This is a genomic window from Glaciimonas sp. PAMC28666, from assembly GCF_016917355.1.
Classification (GTDB): Bacteria; Pseudomonadota; Gammaproteobacteria; order Burkholderiales; family Burkholderiaceae_D; genus Glaciimonas.
Window position 1 is genome coordinate 2,253,598 of the sequence record NZ_CP070304.1, and the last position, 20,051, is coordinate 2,273,648.

General features: G+C 54.2%; 19 protein-coding genes. 8 read left to right on the top strand and 11 right to left on the bottom strand.

Annotated features, from left to right (window positions below; genetic code table 11):
• Nucleotides 1–5: 5 nt before the first annotated feature.
• Nucleotides 6–416: a DUF2946 domain-containing protein gene (locus JQN73_RS09570; protein WP_240162489.1), complete on the bottom strand. Its 411-nt coding sequence runs from the start codon at nucleotides 414–416 to the stop codon at nucleotides 6–8.
• Between the two features lie 318 nt (nucleotides 417–734).
• Nucleotides 735–1,832: a tartrate dehydrogenase gene (locus JQN73_RS09575; RefSeq protein WP_205322821.1), complete on the bottom strand. Its 1,098-nt coding sequence runs from the start codon at nucleotides 1,830–1,832 to the stop codon at nucleotides 735–737.
• Nucleotides 1,833–1,929: 97 nt separating this feature from the next.
• On the opposite strand from JQN73_RS09575, the gene JQN73_RS09580 reads away from it, so the two are divergent.
• From JQN73_RS09580 to JQN73_RS09590, 3 genes are all read left to right on the top strand, one after another.
• The gene (locus JQN73_RS09580; protein WP_205322822.1) at nucleotides 1,930–2,847 is read left to right on the top strand and encodes a LysR substrate-binding domain-containing protein; all 918 of its coding nucleotides are present in this window, start codon (nucleotides 1,930–1,932) and stop codon (nucleotides 2,845–2,847) included.
• 236 nt (nucleotides 2,848–3,083) lie between these two features.
• Nucleotides 3,084–3,386, top strand: a complete 303-nt coding sequence (locus JQN73_RS09585) for a hypothetical protein (RefSeq protein WP_205322823.1) — start codon at nucleotides 3,084–3,086, stop codon at nucleotides 3,384–3,386.
• Nucleotides 3,387–3,578: 192 nt separating this feature from the next.
• A complete protein-coding gene (locus JQN73_RS09590) occupies nucleotides 3,579–3,962 on the top strand; it encodes a hypothetical protein (protein WP_205322824.1) in 384 nt (127 codons plus the stop codon).
• A gap of 55 nt (nucleotides 3,963–4,017) precedes the next feature.
• Here the strand turns inward: JQN73_RS09590 and JQN73_RS09595 are convergent, their stop codons facing one another.
• The 7 genes from JQN73_RS09595 to JQN73_RS09625 all read right to left on the bottom strand — a co-directional run bounded on the left by JQN73_RS09595 (nucleotide 4,018) and on the right by JQN73_RS09625 (nucleotide 10,789).
• On the bottom strand, nucleotides 4,018–4,641 hold the full coding sequence (locus JQN73_RS09595) for a thiamine phosphate synthase (RefSeq protein ID WP_205322825.1): 624 nt from the start codon (nucleotides 4,639–4,641) through the stop codon (nucleotides 4,018–4,020).
• A 165-nt stretch (nucleotides 4,642–4,806) separates the two neighbouring features.
• Nucleotides 4,807–5,271 (bottom strand): RDD family protein, encoded by a 465-nt coding sequence (locus JQN73_RS09600; protein WP_240162490.1) that lies wholly within the window; start codon nucleotides 5,269–5,271, stop codon nucleotides 4,807–4,809.
• Between the two features lie 189 nt (nucleotides 5,272–5,460).
• Complete coding sequence (locus JQN73_RS09605) at nucleotides 5,461–6,822, bottom strand: ATP-binding protein (RefSeq protein WP_205322826.1); 1,362 nt, start codon at nucleotides 6,820–6,822, stop codon at nucleotides 5,461–5,463.
• The gene (locus tag JQN73_RS09610; RefSeq protein ID WP_205322827.1) at nucleotides 6,798–7,460 is read right to left on the bottom strand and encodes a response regulator transcription factor; all 663 of its coding nucleotides are present in this window, start codon (nucleotides 7,458–7,460) and stop codon (nucleotides 6,798–6,800) included. The genes JQN73_RS09605 and JQN73_RS09610 overlap by 25 nt, the downstream gene beginning before the upstream one ends.
• A gap of 86 nt (nucleotides 7,461–7,546) precedes the next feature.
• Complete coding sequence (locus tag JQN73_RS09615; protein WP_205322828.1) at nucleotides 7,547–8,143, bottom strand: undecaprenyl-diphosphatase; 597 nt, start codon at nucleotides 8,141–8,143, stop codon at nucleotides 7,547–7,549.
• 337 nt (nucleotides 8,144–8,480) lie between these two features.
• Nucleotides 8,481–9,536 (bottom strand): aldose epimerase family protein, encoded by a 1,056-nt coding sequence (locus JQN73_RS09620; protein ID WP_205322829.1) that lies wholly within the window; start codon nucleotides 9,534–9,536, stop codon nucleotides 8,481–8,483.
• Between the two features lie 8 nt (nucleotides 9,537–9,544).
• Nucleotides 9,545–10,789 carry a DNA-binding transcriptional regulator gene (locus JQN73_RS09625; RefSeq protein ID WP_205322830.1) on the bottom strand — a complete coding sequence of 415 codons (1,245 nt, stop codon included), beginning with the start codon at nucleotides 10,787–10,789 and terminating at the stop codon, nucleotides 9,545–9,547.
• A 361-nt stretch (nucleotides 10,790–11,150) separates the two neighbouring features.
• On the opposite strand from JQN73_RS09625, the gene xylA reads away from it, so the two are divergent.
• The 5 genes from xylA to JQN73_RS09650 all read left to right on the top strand — a co-directional run bounded on the left by xylA (nucleotide 11,151) and on the right by JQN73_RS09650 (nucleotide 17,989).
• A complete protein-coding gene (xylA, locus tag JQN73_RS09630) occupies nucleotides 11,151–12,467 on the top strand; it encodes a xylose isomerase (protein ID WP_205322831.1) in 1,317 nt (438 codons plus the stop codon).
• Nucleotides 12,468–12,504: 37 nt separating this feature from the next.
• Nucleotides 12,505–13,995 carry a xylulokinase gene (gene xylB, locus JQN73_RS09635; protein WP_205322832.1) on the top strand — a complete coding sequence of 497 codons (1,491 nt, stop codon included), beginning with the start codon at nucleotides 12,505–12,507 and terminating at the stop codon, nucleotides 13,993–13,995.
• A 117-nt stretch (nucleotides 13,996–14,112) separates the two neighbouring features.
• The gene (gene xylF / locus JQN73_RS09640; protein WP_240162549.1) at nucleotides 14,113–15,090 is read left to right on the top strand and encodes a D-xylose ABC transporter substrate-binding protein; all 978 of its coding nucleotides are present in this window, start codon (nucleotides 14,113–14,115) and stop codon (nucleotides 15,088–15,090) included.
• Nucleotides 15,091–15,250: 160 nt separating this feature from the next.
• Nucleotides 15,251–16,798 carry a D-xylose ABC transporter ATP-binding protein gene (gene xylG / locus JQN73_RS09645; RefSeq protein ID WP_205322834.1) on the top strand — a complete coding sequence of 516 codons (1,548 nt, stop codon included), beginning with the start codon at nucleotides 15,251–15,253 and terminating at the stop codon, nucleotides 16,796–16,798.
• 105 nt (nucleotides 16,799–16,903) lie between these two features.
• Nucleotides 16,904–17,989 (top strand): sugar ABC transporter permease, encoded by a 1,086-nt coding sequence (locus JQN73_RS09650; RefSeq protein ID WP_205323293.1) that lies wholly within the window; start codon nucleotides 16,904–16,906, stop codon nucleotides 17,987–17,989.
• Between the two features lie 65 nt (nucleotides 17,990–18,054).
• Here JQN73_RS09650 and JQN73_RS09655 read toward each other — a convergent pair whose 3' ends face one another.
• Nucleotides 18,055–18,984 carry an ABC transporter permease gene (locus JQN73_RS09655; protein WP_205322835.1) on the bottom strand — a complete coding sequence of 310 codons (930 nt, stop codon included), beginning with the start codon at nucleotides 18,982–18,984 and terminating at the stop codon, nucleotides 18,055–18,057.
• On the bottom strand, nucleotides 18,981–20,042 hold the full coding sequence (locus JQN73_RS09660) for an ABC transporter permease (protein ID WP_205323294.1): 1,062 nt from the start codon (nucleotides 20,040–20,042) through the stop codon (nucleotides 18,981–18,983). The genes JQN73_RS09655 and JQN73_RS09660 overlap by 4 nt, the downstream gene beginning before the upstream one ends.
• Nucleotides 20,043–20,051: the final 9 nt, after the last annotated feature.

Sequence of the window (20,051 nt, forward strand, 5' to 3'; positions counted from 1 at the left end):
AAAAATCAGAGGCGTTTCGGAGGAGGATCGAGCGGATTGGTTTGCCCGCGAAAGGGGCGAGGTGGAGAATAGTCGTACAGCAGCGGTCGCTCATGTGCCATCGCGGCTGCAGATGCGACCACCAGATTGACATAGCTGGTGACAAGCGGGCTATGCGCCATGAGTGAGCAATAACCGCAGGCGTCGCCATGATTGCCATGTCCCTGATGATCGCCGCGATTTCCAGCATCGCCACCTGTCGGTAACGAGGCGTTGGCATCGAGATGCACCATCCCTGAGGAGGTACAGAAGTCGTTAAACATCTGCGCATTCCCGCGCGCCTGCACCGATTGCGAAATCGCAGGCATGAACAAGCTTAGCCACAAGGCTATCAGGCAAGTCCAGATAATGCGTTTTTGCCAGCGGGTAAGTGACATAGGGTACTTACGGAGAGAGAATCGACTGCCCATGTGACCGGGCTAAAAAATATCGCTCGATCATGACGACGAAGCTTCGTCAGCAAAGAAAACCAACGACGAAGCCACGCTCAGGCTCTCGCATTTTATTGTGAAGGTGGAGGAAACACAAGTTGAAGTGCAGGAGAAGTGCAACCAGCGCCTAAACCGGAACAAAAAAAAGCCAACGCCACGTTGAGAGTGGTGTTGGCTTCTGACCGACTGCGACGCCGATCAGTCGGTACCGTCGCAAAATATAGCACAGAGGTACGCCCGCTTTAAGCGAGGCACGCCATTACATCAGGGAGCTTCCGATACCAGACGAGCAATGGCTTCACCCATCGCTGTGGTGGAGGCGGTACCGCCCAGATCAGCCGTATGCGGCCCCGCTGCCAGTGCCGATTTGATCGCCGCCAGGATGGCGTCATGCGCCTGGCGACCTTGGCTGTCGCTGCCGCCACCACCCAGAAAATCGAGCATCATCGCGCCCGACCAGATCATGGCAATCGGGTTGGCGATATTCTTGCCATAGATATCCGGTGCCGAACCGTGGACCGGTTCGAACAGAGACGGAAAATTGCGCTCGGGATTCATGTTTGCCGATGGTGCCAGACCAATGGTGCCGGTGCAGGCAGGGCCGAGGTCTGACAGGATGTCGCCAAATAAATTGGACGCCACCACTACGTCGAAGCGTTGCGGCTGCAGGACAAAGCGTGCGCATAGGATATCGATGTGTTGCTTGTCCCAGCTGATATCCGGATATTGGCTTGCCATCTCGGCCGCGCGGGTATCCCACCACGGCATGGAGATCGAAATGCCGTTACTTTTGGTGGCAACGGTGACGTGTTTGCGGGCACGTTTTTTTGCCAGTTCGAATGCGAATTTAAGCACGCGATCACTGCCACGACGTGAAAATATCGCTTGCTGCATCACGATTTCATTCGGCGTTCCTTCATACATAATCCCGCCTACGGAGGAATATTCACCTTCGGTATTTTCGCGCACGATCATCATGTCGATATCGCCAGCACCGCGATTCGCCAATGGACTCGGCACCCCCGCAAATGTCTGGGCCGGGCGCAAGTTGATGTATTGGTCGAACTCGCGCCGGAATTTTAGCAGCGAACCCCATAATGAGATGTGGTCCGGCACAATGTCCGGCCAGCCGACTGCGCCAAAGTAGATCGCATCCATTCCCATCAACTGGGCCTTCCAGTCGGCTGGCATCATGTTGCCGGTTTCCGCGTAATAGTCGCAGCTGGCCCAGTTGAATTCAGTCAGTTCGAGAGTGATGCCGAAACGTTTTGCAGCAGCGTTGACGACACGGAGGCCTTCGGGCATGACTTCTTTACCGATGCCATCTCCTGCAAGTACGGCGATTTTGTATGTGGTGTTCATGGGTTATCTCCTAAAGCGTCGGTGACGCAGACGGTTATTATATTCATTCCGTTTGATACTATAATTGCGATTTTAGTTAAAGCATTGTGCACACATCGTGAATAAACTTCCAACGCCTGAGGACTTGCGCGTATTTATAGCCGTCGTACGAAAATCAAGCTTCTCCGCAGCGGCGGATGAGCTGGGTAGCTCGCCTGCGTATATCAGCAAACGTATCCGGATATTGGAAGAAGAGCTGGCTACTCGCTTGTTTCAGCGTACCACGCGTAGCGTTGTGATTACGGAGGAAGGCGAGCGTGTCTATCACTGGGCGCAACGGATTTTGGACGACATCGATCATTTGATGCAAGAAGTCTCAATCACGCGCGAGGCCCCGCGTGGGGCCTTGCGAATCAGCAGCAGTTTCGGCTTTGGCCGCAACGTGATGGGTCCGGCCATTTCAGCATTGATTGCGCGTTATCCCTTGTTGACCGTCCGCTTTGAAGTGTTTGATCGGTTGGTTGACGTCGCCAGCGAGGGATTCGATCTCGATGTCCGCATCGGAGACGAGATCGCGCCCCATTTACTTGCCCGGCGCTTAGCTTCGAATCATCGCGTGCTATGCGCCTCTCCGGCATACCTGGCGCGGCGCGGCCAACCGCAAGCACTTAGCGAACTGGCGCAACATGACTGCCTTGTCATCAAGGAGCGCGATCATCCTTTCGGCGTATGGAAATTGCGGGTCGGCGGGGAGGAGCAGACCGTCAAGGTGACCGGCCCGTTGTCCACCAATCATGGGGAGATCGCGGTGCAGTGGGCGATTGACGGACGGGGAGTTGTGCTGCGCTCGATCTGGGATATCGAAGGCTTTTTGCAAAGCGGCCAGCTGGTCAGAATATTACCCAACTGTCGACAGGAAGCCAATATCTGGGCAGTGTATCCCTCACGTCTGAGCAATTCAGCCAAGGTGCGGGTATGTGTGGAGTTTTTGCAGGAGTTTTTTGTGCAGGCGAATGTGGCTGAACAATTGAAGTAAAAATGGGTGCGCTCATATCCATCCAAAAGGCAGTCAAAAAAATCTGCCCATAAGTTTGCCACCACGCTTGCGTATCTCGTTCCCCACCCTGCATCCGGTGCCAGGCAATCGGCCATCCACTTGAGGAATAGATGTAACGGGTTGTAATGCGCGTCAACGCTATCTTCGCGAGCTCGTTAATATCGGTAACTCCTCGAGATTGACTTGAGGTTATCAAGATAACCAAGGGACACAAAATGAATAAATTACACGCTGTTTTAATCGCTGGCTTGCTCGCTACAACTGCTTTTGCGCAAGCCGCAATGCCGACAGCAGCCGCCAATGCCGCCACATCAACTTCGGTATCTGCGAACCCGGATGTTAAAACGCCGAACGCAGTGGTAGCCGCGGATGCAAATGCAAAAACCAAGGTAGCGGGCGCAAAGAGCGACGCTACGGCAACGGCGAAGAAAGTGCACCATACTTCCCTCAACACCAAAGCAAAAGCTAACGCTGGCGGTGTGAATGCAGGTGTTGGTGCATCAGCGACCGTTAAGTAATTAAGGTGAAATATGAAAAGACAGGCGCGTCCTGTCTTTTTTATTCTCTATTTTTTTATGTAAAAAAGCACCGCAGCGTTATATCTGAAGAATTATTTTGGTCACAGTGGGACATCATTGGATATCCGCGCAAATAAGGGCAACATGCGAGCCGGATCGGTGTCCAAATGATCCCAGCCGAAGGAGAACAGTATGAAAAAGCAACTTGGTATTGCAGCAGGTCTGATCGCAAGCGCGGTAATTTTGTTGGCAGCAGGTCCCGCTATGGCGCATGTGGATGTGGGTATTAATATCGGTGTGCCGGGCGTGTACGTGGCTCCCGAGCCGGTGTATGTTCAACCGCGTCCAGTCTACGTCGAACCGCGTCCCGTCTATGTGCAGCCGCGTCCGGTATATATCGAACCCGACCGCGAATCCGAATGGCGTGAACGGAATATGCGCGCGCGCGAGTGGCGTGAACGTCAGTGGCAAGAAAGCCATCGCCGTGACGGTCATCAGGACGATCGCCATGATGACCATCGCGATGATCATCACGACCACCGTGATCATGATGATGGCCATTACCATAACGATTGAGGCTAGTTACCTATGCGCTAATCAATGAAATCATCCACTAAATGAAATTCAAATTTTAGCCTTGGGGGGGGATCTGTCCAGAAAGCGACATTTCTCCACCCCAGAGTGAGCGAATTCCCGCAATCCCATAGGCACCGTTTGTTTGCGCGTAATCCAGCAATTGCGGGGTCAATCCGCCAAGTGCATAAACGGGAAGTTTGGTTTGCGCCGCAAGGATGGCGAAATTTTGCCAACCTAACGGTGCTGCTTCTGGATGACTCGCGGTAGGTAATACGGGTGATAAAGTCACGAAATCCACACCCAGCGCTTCCGCTTTCTTCAACTGCTCCAGCGTATGACAAGCGGCCGAGATCAGCCTGTTGGAGTCGAGTGGTCGACGCTGGCAGGTCGCAAGGCGTATCCCGTCCAGATGCACACCTTGAGCATCAACTTCGTTTAAAAGTTCGGGATCTGCATTCAGCAATAGTTGAACGTCATATTGCTGACAACACGCCAGCACTTCGATCGCCAGTTTCTTGTACAAAGCCGGACTGAGCGTTTTTCCACGCAGCTGTACCAGCCGAATACCGGCAACGAGTGATCTTTCCAGCTGATCCATAAAACCTGTAACGTCACTTTTATTATCAAGCTCCGGCGTCACCAGATAGTGAAAAGGTAGCGATAGTTGTGATTTTTCCATAAATGATTGACCTGCGGCTGAGGGCGACGGCATCACATGGATGCACCCGGAGCGTGAATTAGCTACGTGAATGGTGTGAACAAATCGGGTGATCGAACATCGCGGATGCGCGTACAACGGTCAAGCCTATAGGTCGATATTAACCCTCGAGTTCAACCCGCGATATCAACCCTCAAAATTCACTGGCTCCGTACCTTTGTTCTTTTTACGAACAACCACTGTGCCCGCCAGTTTGTCGTGCCATCCCTGCTTTCTTCTATCCAGGCCAACCCAGATAAAACCAAGACAAAAGAAAATCGTCGAAAGATAATAGCCAAGATAGCGAATCACATGTTGCCTGAGGCTCGGTGGGGCACCGGTTTTGGCGTCGACGATGGATGCGCCTATCACCATTTTCCCCGGCGTTGCATGTCTTGCGGTCCAGAACGCGATCACCACGACGGCCGGCAGAACATAAGAAATCAGAATATTCGAGGCACCTGTAAACGTCACGCCGGATGCCATTTGTACGCGCCCATAGATGGCGAACATGATCGGTAGAATGACGATTAACATCAAAACGGTGTCGATCAAACTGGCCCAGACGCGCGCCCAAAATCCTACGTATTCAAGCTCGGTAGATATGATCATAAGTGGACTCCCTTTCGGTCAATTGCTCATTTAAAAATTTCGCACGCGCTGGCGATAGATGCTCGATAGTGCAATGAATACCGAACATACCCGAAGAAGGGGCGTGCCGAGCGGCGATTGATGGATGGATTGTGCCATGTTTTTACGACGCGAAGTAGGTCGTAACAACGTTCCGGTGTAGTACACGGATCAAATTGGCAGCCGGATAACCGCTTTTAATCCGAAAGGAGCCACTGTCCGTGCATGCTGTAAGGTGACGGTGCCGTGCAGTCGCAGGACGATTGATTTGACGATCGAAAGCCCCAGCCCCGAACCTTCGCTATCGTTGCCGAGGATGCGGTAAAAAGGGTCAAAGACGCGTTCGCGTTCCGCCTCTGGAATACCTGGACCGGTATCCTCAACTTCGATCAAAAGCGTGCCAGATTGCGCCCGTACCCGAACATCGACGGTCCCGCCGACGGGTGTGTAGCGTATGGCGTTTTCAAGCAAGTTACGCAGGAGAGCAACGATATCAACTTCTGGTGCAAACAATACAACGTTGACGTCGGCATCCGAGCCTGTATCCGCAGCCACGCCGATGTCGATCCTTTTCTCCTCAGCCAGCGGCAGCATATCTTCCATCACATGCCGCAACACGACCGGAACCGACAGGGTTGTGGCTTGTGCGCCACCCGTATTTTGAGATCGTGCCATGGTGAGCAACTGTTCGAGCAACGTTTTGGCACGTTTTAAGCCTTGCCGCAGAGGGATCAGGCGCGCTTGCGATTTGTCCGAAAGACCGGTGGCGGCCAGATTTTCTGCCTGCAGTGATAGCGCAGTCAAAGGCGAGCGCAACTCATGTGCAGCATCAGCAATAAATCGGCGCTGCACGTCCATCGCCACAGCGACCCGCCGCAATAAGCGATTGATCGACGCGATCAATGGCCGTATTTCATCCGGTACGTGTTGGTCGTCAAGCGGCCTGATGTCCTGCTCATCGCGCTGGTCGACTTCGTGGGAAAGTCTGGCGACGGGTAACAACATCCTCCGTACCATCAGGCTCACCAGCCCGATCAGCAGGGGGATCAGCACCATCAGTGGCATCACCGTTCTCAGCCCGCCGTCACGCGCAATTTCGTCCCGCACAGCAGTTTGCTGACCAACCGCCAGCCGTTGACCGGAACTAATGCTGCGCACGAATAAGCGCCACGGGACATGATGCACCTTGACCGTTTGCATGCCATCCGGCAGGTTATAGGGCAACGCCAGCTGCCCGGCGGGGATCGGCGAATACGTGTGGATATCGCTTAAGGTCTGGATGATTACGCGCGACTCTTCATCCATTATTGGTCCCACGCTGGCAGGAGTGGGCGTTACCAGAGGAAGACCGCGGCTATCGACCAGTGCGGCAACCTGGCGTAACTGATCGTCCTGCAGATCATTGGCTTCGCGGAATGCCGAGATAAATGAAAACACGCCGGCCAGTATCGCCATCACCAAAATCGTAAGTGATAGCCATAGCGACAAGCGAAACTGCAACGAGCGGTTTAGTTTTGCTTTGACACCATCCATCCCAACCCCCTGACATTTTTGATCGATGTTGCACCCAATTTTTTACGAATCGAATGGATCAAAAATTCGACGGCGTTGCTCTCCACTTCTTCATTCCACCCGTAAAGGCGGTTTTCCAGCTCTTGCCGCGATAAAATCGCCCCCGGGCGCAACAACAGCGCATGCAGCAGCGAAAACTCACGTGCCGATAATCGGGTGGCGTTCCCGTCAACCGTCACCTCTCGGGTACTTGGGTCCAGACTCAAAACACCATTGCTCATCATTGGCGTCGCGCTGCCTGCCTGCCGACGTATTAGGGCACGCATACGCGCCAGTAACTCACCCATTTCGAACGGCTTGAGCACGTAATCGTCTGCACCCAGATCCAGTCCATGTATCCGATCTTCCACCGCATCGCGCGCGGTGACAATCAGAACCGGCAACGCATCACCCCGCTGTCGTAACTGACGCAGCACCTCAAGACCATCCAGGTGCGGCAATCCGAGGTCAAGCAGCATCAGGTCGTAGGCCTCAGTTTGGGTCGCAACCAGCGCTGCGGCACCATCATGCGCCCAGTCCACCGCGTAGCTGGCGTCTTTCAAGGCCATTTTCACGGCCTCACCGATCATGCGATCATCCTCAACCAGCAATACCCTCATGATGCTTCCTCCTGATCCGTCTCTGCGTGGCAAGTTGCTGTGTCATTCGTTGCCTCATCATAAGCCAGTTACAGTTCGCCCTCGCGTTACTTCATCAGCCAGCCTCGACGAATGAAAGGCGCAAACAAGCGGCGATGGATTGCCGTTGCGCAACGAAACGTTTGCCCGACATACCACTTTGCCGTCCATAAGCCGAGACCCGCGCTGATGGCGGCAACCACTGCGGCTCCCAACATATCAAAGGGGAAATGCACGCCGACGTAAACCCGCGCCCATGCAACCGGAACGCCCATAAGAGCAAACATAAGGCCAATTACCCGGACGCGTTGATGGAGAACAAAGCTGAATGCAACCGACCAGAGCAATGTCAAATGGTCGCTCGGAAACGAAGAATCTGCAGTGTGCAGTACATAATTGTGTCCCAGTCCAATCATAAATGGTCGGGGGTGCTGCCAGAGGATACCAATTATCTGGCTAAGCAACATGCCAATGACAGCCGATACGGCCGCCTGCAGCATAATTTTGCGGGTCTTTTCGGGACCGCAAAGCCAACCGAGCAGCACCGCAATCGGGATGAGCCAAATCAGCTGTTCAGCGCATATTTTGGCGAATATCAAGAGCGTGGGATCGGGATGGGCCGGTGCATTGATCAACAAAAAAAGTTTTTGATTTAATTCTTCCATAGAGACCTCAAAAAAAATCACGCAGCAAAATCCGGATAACCGATCCGTTTGCCAAGATATGTTGTAAGGATAAACATCAAGACTTAGCAGAGACTGAGGTTGGTGCGCCGGGTGTGGTTCAGCACGAACCTGGGTTGCCAGAGAATTGAAAATGTTAAGAAGAATAGGGAATTATTCCATTCCGGGTGGCGAAAAAAATCGCTACCGCGATGCCATCAGACCGCTCACTTTTTCTGTCACCGGGAGAAGACCACAATGTTTCCCCGAAGTTTCAAAGGTGTTTAAACTTTGCTTCACGTCACGCTTGCATCACGCTCAAATCACGGCTACATCACGTTCACATCGCGCAATCCCGAACTTGCAGACGATACACCGTGGTTTGCCGATAGGTTTGCCCGGGTCGCAATATAACTGCTTCAGCGTCGGGGCCGTTGATTTGGTTGGGGAACGCTTGCGCTTCCAGGCAAAAACCGTCATGTGCTGCATACGGTTTGGGGCCGCGGCCTTTGACGCCTCCAAGATAATTTCCGCTATAAAACTGCAGTCCGGTTTCCGTGGTGGCGACCGTTAACGAGCGTCCGGAACCGGGATCATAGACGCTGGCGACGTCGCGTAATGCGCCTTTTTCCACCCCCTCGCGCCAATGCAGGCAGTAGCAATGATCGAACCCGCCAGCGATTGCTATCTGCGCGTCCGGCCAGCTTAATCGCGGGCCGATAGGTGCCGATTGACGGAAGTCAAACGTACTTCCGGCGACCTCGGCGCGTTCTATCGGGATCAATTTTTGATCGACTTTCAGGAAATGATCGGCATCGATCGATAGCAAATGATCGCCGATACCGCTGCATCCGCCGTTCAGATTGAAGTAGGCATGCGAGGTCAGATTGATCGGCGTCGGCGCGTCCGTGATCGCCTGATAGTCGATTGTCAGACTTCCATTGTCGGCGAGTTGATAACGCACTTCAACCTGAAGGTTCCCAGGAAAGCCTGCTTCGCCTTCTGCCGACGTGAGCGTGAAGCGCAAGCCATCCTCTTCCGGATAGGCCTGCCACATCGCCAGATGGAAGCCCGCGTCGCCACCGTGCAGGTGATTCGAGCCGTTATTCTGATCGACCAGAAAGTCGGCACCGTCCAGCGTAAAGTGACCATCGGCAATCCGGTTGCCCCAACGTCCGATCAGTCCGCCGAAGTAGGTTGGATTGGTGACATACCCTTGCGTGTCTGGATAGCCGAGCAGGACATCGGCGATACGATCATAGCGGTCAGGAGCGTGCCACGAGATCATCGCCGCACCGCGATTGCTGATGACGACGCGCATCTCGTGCGAATTCTGCAAGGTGTACAACGTTTCGCCGCTGTCGGTTTTGGTACTGGTAATTGGAAATTGGTTCATTGTCGCGGTCATGGGTTAATGATTTCTTTTGTCGCATGCTGGGCTTGATCTGCTGCCGTTGCAGAAGTGTGCGCTGCGCGCTCCTGATATTCGCGCGGCGTGCAGCCCAGTTCGCGTTTGAATACGGCGTGCATGTATTGAACTGACGTGAATCCGCAGGTGACGGCGATGTCCGCAATGCTGCGGGATTCGTGCTCCAGGATGGTCTTCGCCGCGTCAAGTTTAAAGCGCAGAATTTCATCATGTACGCTGCGGCCCAGCTCACGGCGAAAGTAGGTTTCCAGAGACGAGCGCGATACGCCGACATAATCGGCAACCTGTTCGGTTTTTATTCCCTGACAAGCATATTGACGAATGAAGTGCAGCGCCTGCATCACATGCGGATGGCTCAGCGGCTCGTGTTGGCTGGATGCCAGCACGTTAATGCCGACCGGCGGCACCAGAATGCGGGTGCCGGTGAGACGCACGCCGTGTAGCATCTGATGCAGCAAATGTGCGGCGGTTCGCCCCATTTCTTCAGAACCCTGAATCACTGAGCTCAGCGCTATGCGCGTCAGTGAACGTCCGAGCGGATCGTCGTCTATCCCGATTAACGCCACCTGTTCCGGGACCGCGATACCGGCACTTAGGCACGCTTGCAGCAGTTGTCTGGCGCGGGCATCGCTGACCGCGATAATACCAATTGGTTTGGGCAAACTGTGCAGCCAGGCGATCAGTTGTTCGACTGCAGCGTTCCAGACCGGCGCACTGGTGCTAAGGCCGCGATAGATGAAGCTTTTGTCCCCTTCCATGCCATCCCGCTGCATCAGCCGTTGAAACGCCATCTCGCGTTCCTGCGCCCAACGATTGACCGAGGCCTCCGGCAGACTGAAACAGGCAAAGCGCGTCAGCCCCGCTTCGATCAGATGGTCATAGGCCAGCTTGATGAGCTTGAAATTATCAGTTGCAACGTAAGGAATTTCGCGCGGGTAATCGGTCTCCGCATCATATGAACCACCGACGGCAACGACTGGAATCGGGCTGTTCGCCAGCGCTTCGCAGACTGCCGGATCGTCAAAGTCAGCAATGATGCCGTCACCGTGCCAGCGTTCTATACCGGACAGGCGGCAGCGAAAATCCTCCTCCAAAAACAGATCCCACGAAGCACGCGTGCTACTCAAATAATGACCGATGCCGGTAATAATGCCGCGGTCATAGATCTTGTTGGCATTGAACAGCAAGGCAATGCGATGCGTGGTCGGCAATTTCTTCATATAGACAAGGTCCTGATGGGCAACGCAACAATCGTCATTGGGCTATGGGGGCACCGGGTCGCCGGACCGCCGGCCGCTGAATACCGTGGCGACATCTTGCGCCGTAATACGTCCGCCGTAATACATCTTTTATAGATGTCTTTTTAATAAGTTTCGTTAATCTGGGCCAACAGTATAAATTGTACGCAGCATGGGGCAGCGCGTCTGGTTAACTATGCTTATGTGCAACTGCAATAGAAAGAATCGGAATCACCGTTGGTGAATTTCATAATGTTGGGACGCCGATCTCATTGTTAGTATGCGACCACGGTTTGTTTTTAGCGACCATTGGCATTTACACCAGATTTTGACAGGAGACACCATGTCCTACTTCCCGAATGTCGCACCCATCCGTTTTGAGGGAACCGAATCCATCTCACCGCTGGCGTTTCGTCACTACGATGCTGACAAGCTGATCCTCGGCAAATCGATGCGCGAGCATCTGCGCATGGCGGCCTGCTATTGGCATACTTTTGTATGGCCGGGATCGGATGTATTTGGCGCAGGCACGTTCAACCGTGCGTGGCAGGAGAGCGGTGACCCATTGGTGATGGCGCGCAAAAAAGCCGATGCGGCGTTTGAATTCTTCTCCAAACTTGGTATCGACTATTACACTTTCCACGACACGGATGTCGCGCCCGAAGGCGCGAGCCTGGCTGAGTATCGTAACAATCTGGCGGCGATGGTGGATGTGCTGGAGCGCAAGCAAGCGGAGACCGGAATTCGGCTGCTGTGGGGGACGGCAAATTGCTTTAGCAATCCACGTTTCTCTGCCGGTGCGGCGAGTAATCCTAATCCTGAAATGTTTGCCTATGCCGCGGCGCAGGTGTTCAGCGCAATGAACGCAACGCAACGTCTTGGGGGTGCCAATTATGTTCTATGGGGCGGCCGCGAAGGTTATGAAACCTTGCTCAACACCGATCTCAGGCGCGAGCGTGAACAATTGGCATGCTTTATGCGGATGGTGGTCGACCACAAATACAAGATCGGCTTCAAAGGCTTGATTCTGATTGAGCCGAAACCCCAGGAACCGACCAAGCATCAATACGACTACGACAGCGCCACCGTGTATGGTTTCTTGAAGCAATACGGCCTGGAAAACGAGATCAAGGTCAACATCGAGGCCAACCACGCCACGCTCGCCGGACATAGTTTTCAGCACGAAATCGCCACCGCCGCTTCGCTTGGGATACTCGGCAGCATTGATGCCAATCGCGGCGATCCGCAAAATGGCTGGGATACCGATCAGTTCCCTAACAGTGTCGAAGAGTTGACACTGGCGACCTACGAAATCCTGAAGGCTGGCGGATTCACCAGCGGCGGTTTCAACTTTGACTCCAAAGTGCGACGTCAGAGTCAGGATGAAATTGATCTGTTTCACGGTCACGTCGGCGCGATGGACGTGTTGGCGCTTTCGTTGGAACGCGCAGCAGGTATGATCGAAAACGATCTGCTGGCCAAATTCAAGGCCGAGCGCTATGCCGGATGGGACGGCCAGTTTGGGCGTGATGCGTTGGCAGGAAAATTCAGCCTGTCCGAGGTAGCTGAGTATGCCTTCAGCAACAACCTCAATCCGCAAGCGGTTAGTGGGCGGCAGGAAATGCTCGAAAATCTGGTGAATCGTGCTATTCATAAGTGAACCATCCACGTAACCCCAGATAACCACAAGCGACCATATGTTTATAGGAATTGATCTAGGCACCTCCGGCGTAAAGGCGATTCTACTGGACCGCCAGGATAATTTGCGCGGCAGTATCACGATGCCGCTTTCGGTCAGCCAACCGCATCCATTGTGGCGTGAACAAACGCCATCCGACTGGTGGGACGCCTGTGAGCGAGCAGTGGTGGCGTTGCTGCTTGCGGCTGCAACGGAAGGTATTCCGGCCGCATCCATTGAGGCGATTGGCCTGACCGGGCAAATGCATGGTGCCACGGTGCTTGACGCCAATGGCGACGTTTTGCGTCCGGCTATTCTATGGAACGATGGGCGTTCTTTTGAAGCGTGTATTGAACTGGAACGGCGGGTTCCGGCTTCGCGCACCATCACCGGCAATCTGATGATGCCGGGCTTTACTGCTCCTAAATTGCTGTGGATGTCCGAGTTTGAGCCGGAAATATTCAAACAGGTGGCGATGGTGTTGCTGCCAAAGGATTGGCTGCGCTATCAACTGAGTGGTGACTTTGCCAGTGATATGTCAGACGCCGCAGGTACGATGTGGCTGGATGTGGGCCGGCGTGACTGGAGTGACGAAATGTTGCACGCGACCGGCCTCACGCGTAAGCACATGCCGAAGTTATATGAAGGAACGCAGGTTACCGGAACGCTGAAGCCAGAATTGGCGCAGCGTTGGGGCATGCAGCAAGTTCCGATTGTCGCGGGCGCTGGGGACAACGCAGCAGGGGCAATCGGTGTCGGTGTCGTCAAGCCAGGTCAGGCGATGTTCTCGCTGGGCACCTCGGGCGTTTATTTCGCGGCCAGTGACGGCTTTCATGCCAATCCGGAGCGTGCCGTGCATAGCTTTTGCCATGCGTTACCGAATACCTGGCACTTGATGTCGGTGATGTTGTCAGCGGCGTCGTGCCTCGACTTCACGGTGCAGCTGACCGGTTATGCTGATGTGCCAGCATTGCTCGCCGCGGCCGAAGCCCGCAGCCTTAGCGCCAGCGTGGATAGCAGCGCACCGTTATTTCTGCCCTATTTAAATGGTGAGCGAACACCCCATAACAATCCGTCTGCGCAGGGCGTTTTCTTCGGATTGAACGCCAGCACCAAGCCTGCCGATCTGGCATATGCCACGCTGGAAGGTGTTGGCTTTGGATTGGCCGACGGCATAGACGCGCTGGAGTCGACCGGACTGATCCCGACCGATATCACGCTCATCGGCGGCGGCTCCCGGAGCGCATTCTGGGTTCAGATGCTGTCCGACATCAGCAACAAAGCGTTAACCCGACGTCAGGGCGGTGAAGTCGGCCCGGCGCTCGGTGCGGCACGACTGGCGCGGCTGGGCGTCGCGCACCTGAATGGCGATACCGCGACGCTGAGCGAGATTTGCGCGGTCCCGCAAAAGATCGCCATTCATACGCCGGACCCTGATCGGCATCATCGTTTTATACCGCGCAGAAAAAAATTCAACGCTGTGTACGAACAGTTGAAATCTGTGTTCTGAGTTTGAAGTGTAGTGGCATGTCTGTTTGCATGCTTTGTTGGCTGTTTTATCTAAAATAACAACGAAGGAGACGCAGTAATGACTATTTTCTTGAATCCCCGTTTGAAATCATTGTTGATGGCGACCGTGTTGGTCTCCCTCAGCGGCGCAGCCTTTGCCGACGCGAAGAATCCAAAAATTGGCTTTTCAATTGATGATCTGCGGGTTGAGCGTTGGGCACGAGACCGTGACTTCTTTACTGCCGCGGCGACGAAGTTGGGAGCAAAAGTGTATGTACAATCCGCCGATGCCAGCGAAGAGCGCCAGATTTCTCAGATCGAAAATCTGATCTCACGCGGTGTGGATGCAATCGTGATTGTGCCATTCAATGCCACGGTATTAAACAATGCGGTAGCCGAAGCCAAAAAGGCTGGCATCAAAGTGATTTCTTATGATCGCCTGATTCTGAATGCCGACGTCGATGCCTACATCTCATTCGATAACGAAAAAGTCGGCGAGATGCAGGCCGCGGGCGTATTGAAGGCGCAACCGAAAGGCAACTACTACTTGCTGGGCGGATCGCCCACGGATAATAACGCCAAGATGTTGCGCGAAGGTCAGATGAAGATTCTTAAACCGTCCATCGATAAAGGTGACATCAAGATAGTCGGCCAGCAATGGGTCAAGGACTGGAGTCCAACCGAAGCATTGACCATTGTCGAGAATGCGCTGACCGCGAACAACAATAAAATTGATGCCATCGTGGCCTCTAATGACGGCACTGCGGGCGGTGCCATTCAGGCACTCGCCGCGCAAAAGTTGGCTGGCAAGGTGCCGGTGTCCGGACAAGATGCGGATCTGGCGGCGATCAAGCGGGTGGTGGCGGGAACGCAGGTGATGACCGTCTACAAACCACTTAATCTGATTGCCTCCGAAGCGGCCAAACTGACCGTGCAGCTAGTGCGGAATGAAAAGCCAGCTTACAACTCACAATACGATAACGGTCTTAAAAAAGTCGATACCGTACTGCTGAAACCAACCACCCTAACCAAGGCCAATGTCGGCTTGCTGGTGAAGGATGGTTTCTATACTCAGGCGCAGATAGACGGAAAATAAGCATGGGTTAGATCGATCAAAGTGTAACCCGGCGTAGAAAATCGGGCGGCACTGTGCAGTGTGGTTTACTGCTGCCCGTTGGCGCTCTGTCCGGTATGCGGTTTATCCTATGATTGATAAATTTTAATACACTCCAAATGCAATCTTAACGAGAAGCCGCATGTCTGATTATTTGCTCGAAATGACGGGCATCGTCAAGCAGTTTGGCGGTGTTCGCGCGCTCAATGGGATTGACATCAAAGTCAAAGCCGGAGAGTGTATGGGCCTCTGCGGTGAAAACGGCGCGGGTAAATCGACTCTCATGAAAGTATTGTCCGGCGTCTATCCGCACGGAACCTGGGACGGTGAAATTCTATGGGATGGATTGCCACTAAAAGCGCTCTCCATCCGGGACACCGAAGCAGCCGGGATCACCATTATTCACCAGGAACTGATGCTGGTGCCGGAATTATCCGTCGCTGAAAATATCTTCATGGGGCATGAAATAACGCTCCCGGGCGGACGCATGAATTATCCGGCGATGTATCATCGCGCGGGTGAACTGATGCGCGAATTAAAGATGCCCGAGATGAATGTCGCGCTGCCGATAATGCATTTTGGCGGCGGTCATCAGCAACTGGTCGAAATTGCCAAAGCGCTCAACAAAAAGACACGCCTGTTAATTCTCGATGAGCCGTCGTCGTCGCTGACTGCGTCTGAAATCGCCGTGCTGCTCGATATTATCCGCGACCTGAAGGCCAAAGGCGTAGCCTGCGTATACATCTCACATAAGCTCGACGAAGTCGCCGCAATCTGCGATACCGTTTCGGTGATTCGCGATGGTCAGCACATTGCCACCACGCCGATGAAAGAGTTGAGCGTTGAGCGCATCATCTCGCAAATGGTGGGGCGAGAGATGCGGAATATGTATCCAAAGGAACCGCATGCGATTGGTAACGTCGTGTTTGAGGCGCGCCATATCAACTGTTATGACCTCAACAATCCGGCGAGAAAGCGCGTCGATGACATCTCGTTTACCCTGCGTAAAGGAGAAATACTGGGGATCGCGGGTTTGGTTGGTGCAGGCCGCACCGAGTTGGTTTCTGCTTTGTTTGGCGCTTATGCAGGACGCCATGACGGCGACGTCTGGCTGGATGGAAAACCTGCGGATACCAGTTCGCCGTTGAAGTCGATACGTGCCGGATTATGCATGGTGCCGGAAGATCGTAAGCATCATGGCATCGTGCCCGATCTCAGCGTCGGCCAGAATATCACGTTGGCAGTCCTGCAGAAGTTTGCCCGATACACCAAAATCGATAGCGAAGCGGAGCTGCACTGCATTCATCAGGAAATCGACCGAATGCAGCTTAAAACAGCCAGCCCTTTTCTGCCCATCACCAGTTTGTCGGGTGGCAATCAGCAGAAAGCGGTACTGGCCAAAATGCTGTTGACCAAACCGCGCGTGCTGATTCTGGACGAGCCGACCCGTGGCGTCGATGTCGGGGCAAAGTATGAAATCTATAAATTGATGTTCGCGCTTGTTAAGGAAGGTGCGTCCATCAGTATGGTGTCCTCGGAACTGGCTGAAGTACTCGGCGTATCGGACCGCGTGTTGGTGATCGGAGAGGGCAAGCTACGCGGTAACTTTGTGAATAAAGACCTGACCCAGGAAATCGTACTGGCTGCTGCACTGGATGCCGCGCCTGGCCAATCTGTGACCGCGCAATGACACGTAAAATTAACCTGTCAGGCAGTAACACATCCATCGGGAACTCGCGTGAGATCACTTAATATCAAACAGTTTTTTAGCCGCTACAAGATCCTCGCGTTGCTGATGGCAATCGCCATTATTTGGGCGTTCTTCTTCTGGAAAACCGAAGGCGGCTTTTTGTCGCCGCGCAATCTTTCGAACCTGTTACGACAAATGTCCATCACCGGCATTCTCGCATGCGGAATGGTGTTGGTGATCGTCGGCGGGGAGATCGACTTATCGGTCGGCTCGCTGCTGGGTTTGTTGGGCGGTATCGCCGCCGTCCTTAACGTGACTTATCATTTGCCGCTGCCATTAAATCTGGCAATAGTGCTGCTATGCGGATTATTGCTGGGGCTGTTCAATGGCTATCTGACTGCCTACATGAGAATCCCCTCGTTCATCGTCGGCCTCGGCGGCATGTTGGCTTTTCGTGGCGTGCTGCTCGGGGTAACCGGCGGGATGACCATCGCACCGGTGTCGACCAATCTGGTGTATCTAGGCCAAGGTTATCTGTCGCCTAGGCTCGGCGTCATACTGGGCCTGTTGTTGTTCGCCCTGACGGTGTTCTTAAGCTGGCGTCAACGCAGCAATCGTGCGCGGCACGCGTTGGCGGCCGTTCCCTACTGGCGCGATGGAATACGGGTGCTGGCAATTGGCGCGGTGATATTTGCCTTTGTTCGCACGCTCAATAGTTATGACGGCATCCCGGTGCCGGTGTTGCTGTTGTTGGCATTGTTGGGCATTTTTAGTTACGTCACTAGCCAGACTGTATTTGGTCGCCGCATCTATTCCGTTGGCAGCAACATGGAAGCGACCAGGCTTTCGGGCGTGAATGTACAAGCGGTAAAGATGTGGATTTTCGGCATCATGGGCGTGATGTGCGCGCTGGCCGGTCTGGTCAACACGGCGCGGCTGGCCGCCGGTTCACCTTCGGCCGGTAACATGGGCGAACTGGATGCAATCGCGGCATGTTTTATTGGGGGCACCTCCATGCGCGGCGGTTCGGGAACCGTTTACGGCGCATTGATCGGCGCTCTGGTAATGGCCAGCCTGGATAACGGCATGTCAATGCTGGATGTAGATACGTTCTGGCAGATGATCGTTAAAGGCAGTATTTTGATTCTGGCAGTGTGGGTTGATGTCACTACGCGCGGTAGTCGCACGTGAGGAGATGCCCCCGCATGACTCACCAAGCCGATGAACCATGCAGCGAATGATTTTTCTATACTTTCTCAAGCATCGGGATGGAAACTCCGACCGAGCGATACCGGTTGATTGAGCAAAATGGTTTTAGGATCGCGGCAGATTATCACCAATACGATGATGGTTGCGACGTAAGGCAGCATCGATAGGATTTGGGACGGCACGCCCAGACCGAAGCCTTGCGCGTAAAGTTGCAGGACGGTGACGCCACCGAACAGATAGGCACCGAACACGACCCGGAGCGGCTTCCACGTTCCGAACACGACCAGTGCGAGTGCAATCCAGCCTTTGCCGGCAGTCATTCCTTCGACCCACATTGGGGTTTGTACGATCGAGAGATAAGCACCGGCAATTCCTGCGGTGGCGCCGCCGAACATGACTGCCAGATAGCGGATCAGGATGACAGGATGACCGATGGCGTGCGCTACGGCAGGCGATTCGCCCACTGCACGCATTTTCAGACCGGCGTGACTTTTGGTGAGAAACCAGTAGACACCGGCGCACAAGGCTAAGGACAGATAAACCATGATGTCGTAGCGAAATAATAGTTGGCCGAGCACTGGAAGATCGGATAACACTGGAATGGTGATGCCTCTCAAGCCTTGAATTGGGGTACCGGCTAAATCATGCCCAAGAAAAGCCGACAGGCCAATCCCGAATAGCGTCAGCGCCAGGCCGGTGGCGACTTGATTGGCTTGCATGCTGAGCGTTAAAAAGGCAAAAATTAACGACATCAGCACGCCTGCAGCTGCCGCAGCGACGAAGCCTGCGGTCGCGCTGCCGGTGGTCAATGCCGCGGCGAAACCGGCGACGGCACCGACCAGCATCATGCCTTCGATACCGAGATTCAGAACGCCTGCTTTTTCAACGACGGTTTCACCGATGGCGGCATAAATTAACGGCGTGGCCGCAATTACGGTGCTGGTGATGATAGGAAGAATGGGGCTGGCGGGATTCATGCTGCTTCCTTGGTGATAACGAGCGCGGCAGATTTGCGGACAACGCGGACATTTTTTAATCTGAAGGTAATGAACAAATCGGCGGCCAGCAAATAAAACAGGAGTAGTCCTTGAAACAAGCCGGTGATCGCCGATGGGAGTGCCATTTGCATCTGAGCCGATTCACCCCCGAGGTATAACAACGACATGAGTAACGCGCCAAGCACGATACCGACCGGATGCAAGCGCCCGATCCATGCCACGATGATGGCGGCGAAGCCGTAGCCGGGCGATATCTGTGACTGTAACTGGCCGATGGGGCCTGCCACTTCACACAACCCGGCTAGTCCGGCGGTCGCACCGCTGATGAGCAGGGCGGTCCAGACGTTACGTTTATTCGAAAAACCGGCATACGCGGCGGCCGCGGGTGCCAGTCCAGCGACTTGCATGCGGTAACCGGCATAGGTTTTGCTGGAAAACAACCAGGACGCAACGGCCAACAATAATCCGAGGATAAAGCCCCAATTGGTACGTGCACCTTCGATCAACAATGGCACCAGATGGGCGTCGCTGAAGGTTTTGGATTGTGGGAAGTTAAAACCCTGGGGGTCGCGCCATGGTCCGTGCACCAGATACGATAATAATAGCTGGGCGATATAGACCAGCATCAGCGTGACCAGAATTTCGCTGGTGTTAAATCGATTCCGCAGAAATGCCGGGATCGCTGCCCACACCATGCCGCCAAGCGCGCCAGCCAGAAACATTAGCGGCAGGCCCCAGATTGCGGTGCTGTCACCCAGCCAGAGCGCCACGCCGCCACCGGCAATCGCGCCCATGGTGAGTTGGCCTTCGGCACCAATGTTCCAGACATTGGCGCGAAACCCGAGGGCCAGGCCGAGCGCACATAACAACAAGGGCGTGGCTTTTAGCAGCAGTTCGCCGACGCCGTACAGAGTCGAGAGTGGCTTGATAAAAAATACGTAAAATGCTTGCTGTGGGTCTTTGCCCAGTATCGTAAAGATGACGATGCCGGTAAGCAGCATCGCCAGCGCTGCAATCAGCGGTGAGGCGACGCGCATGATCGGCGA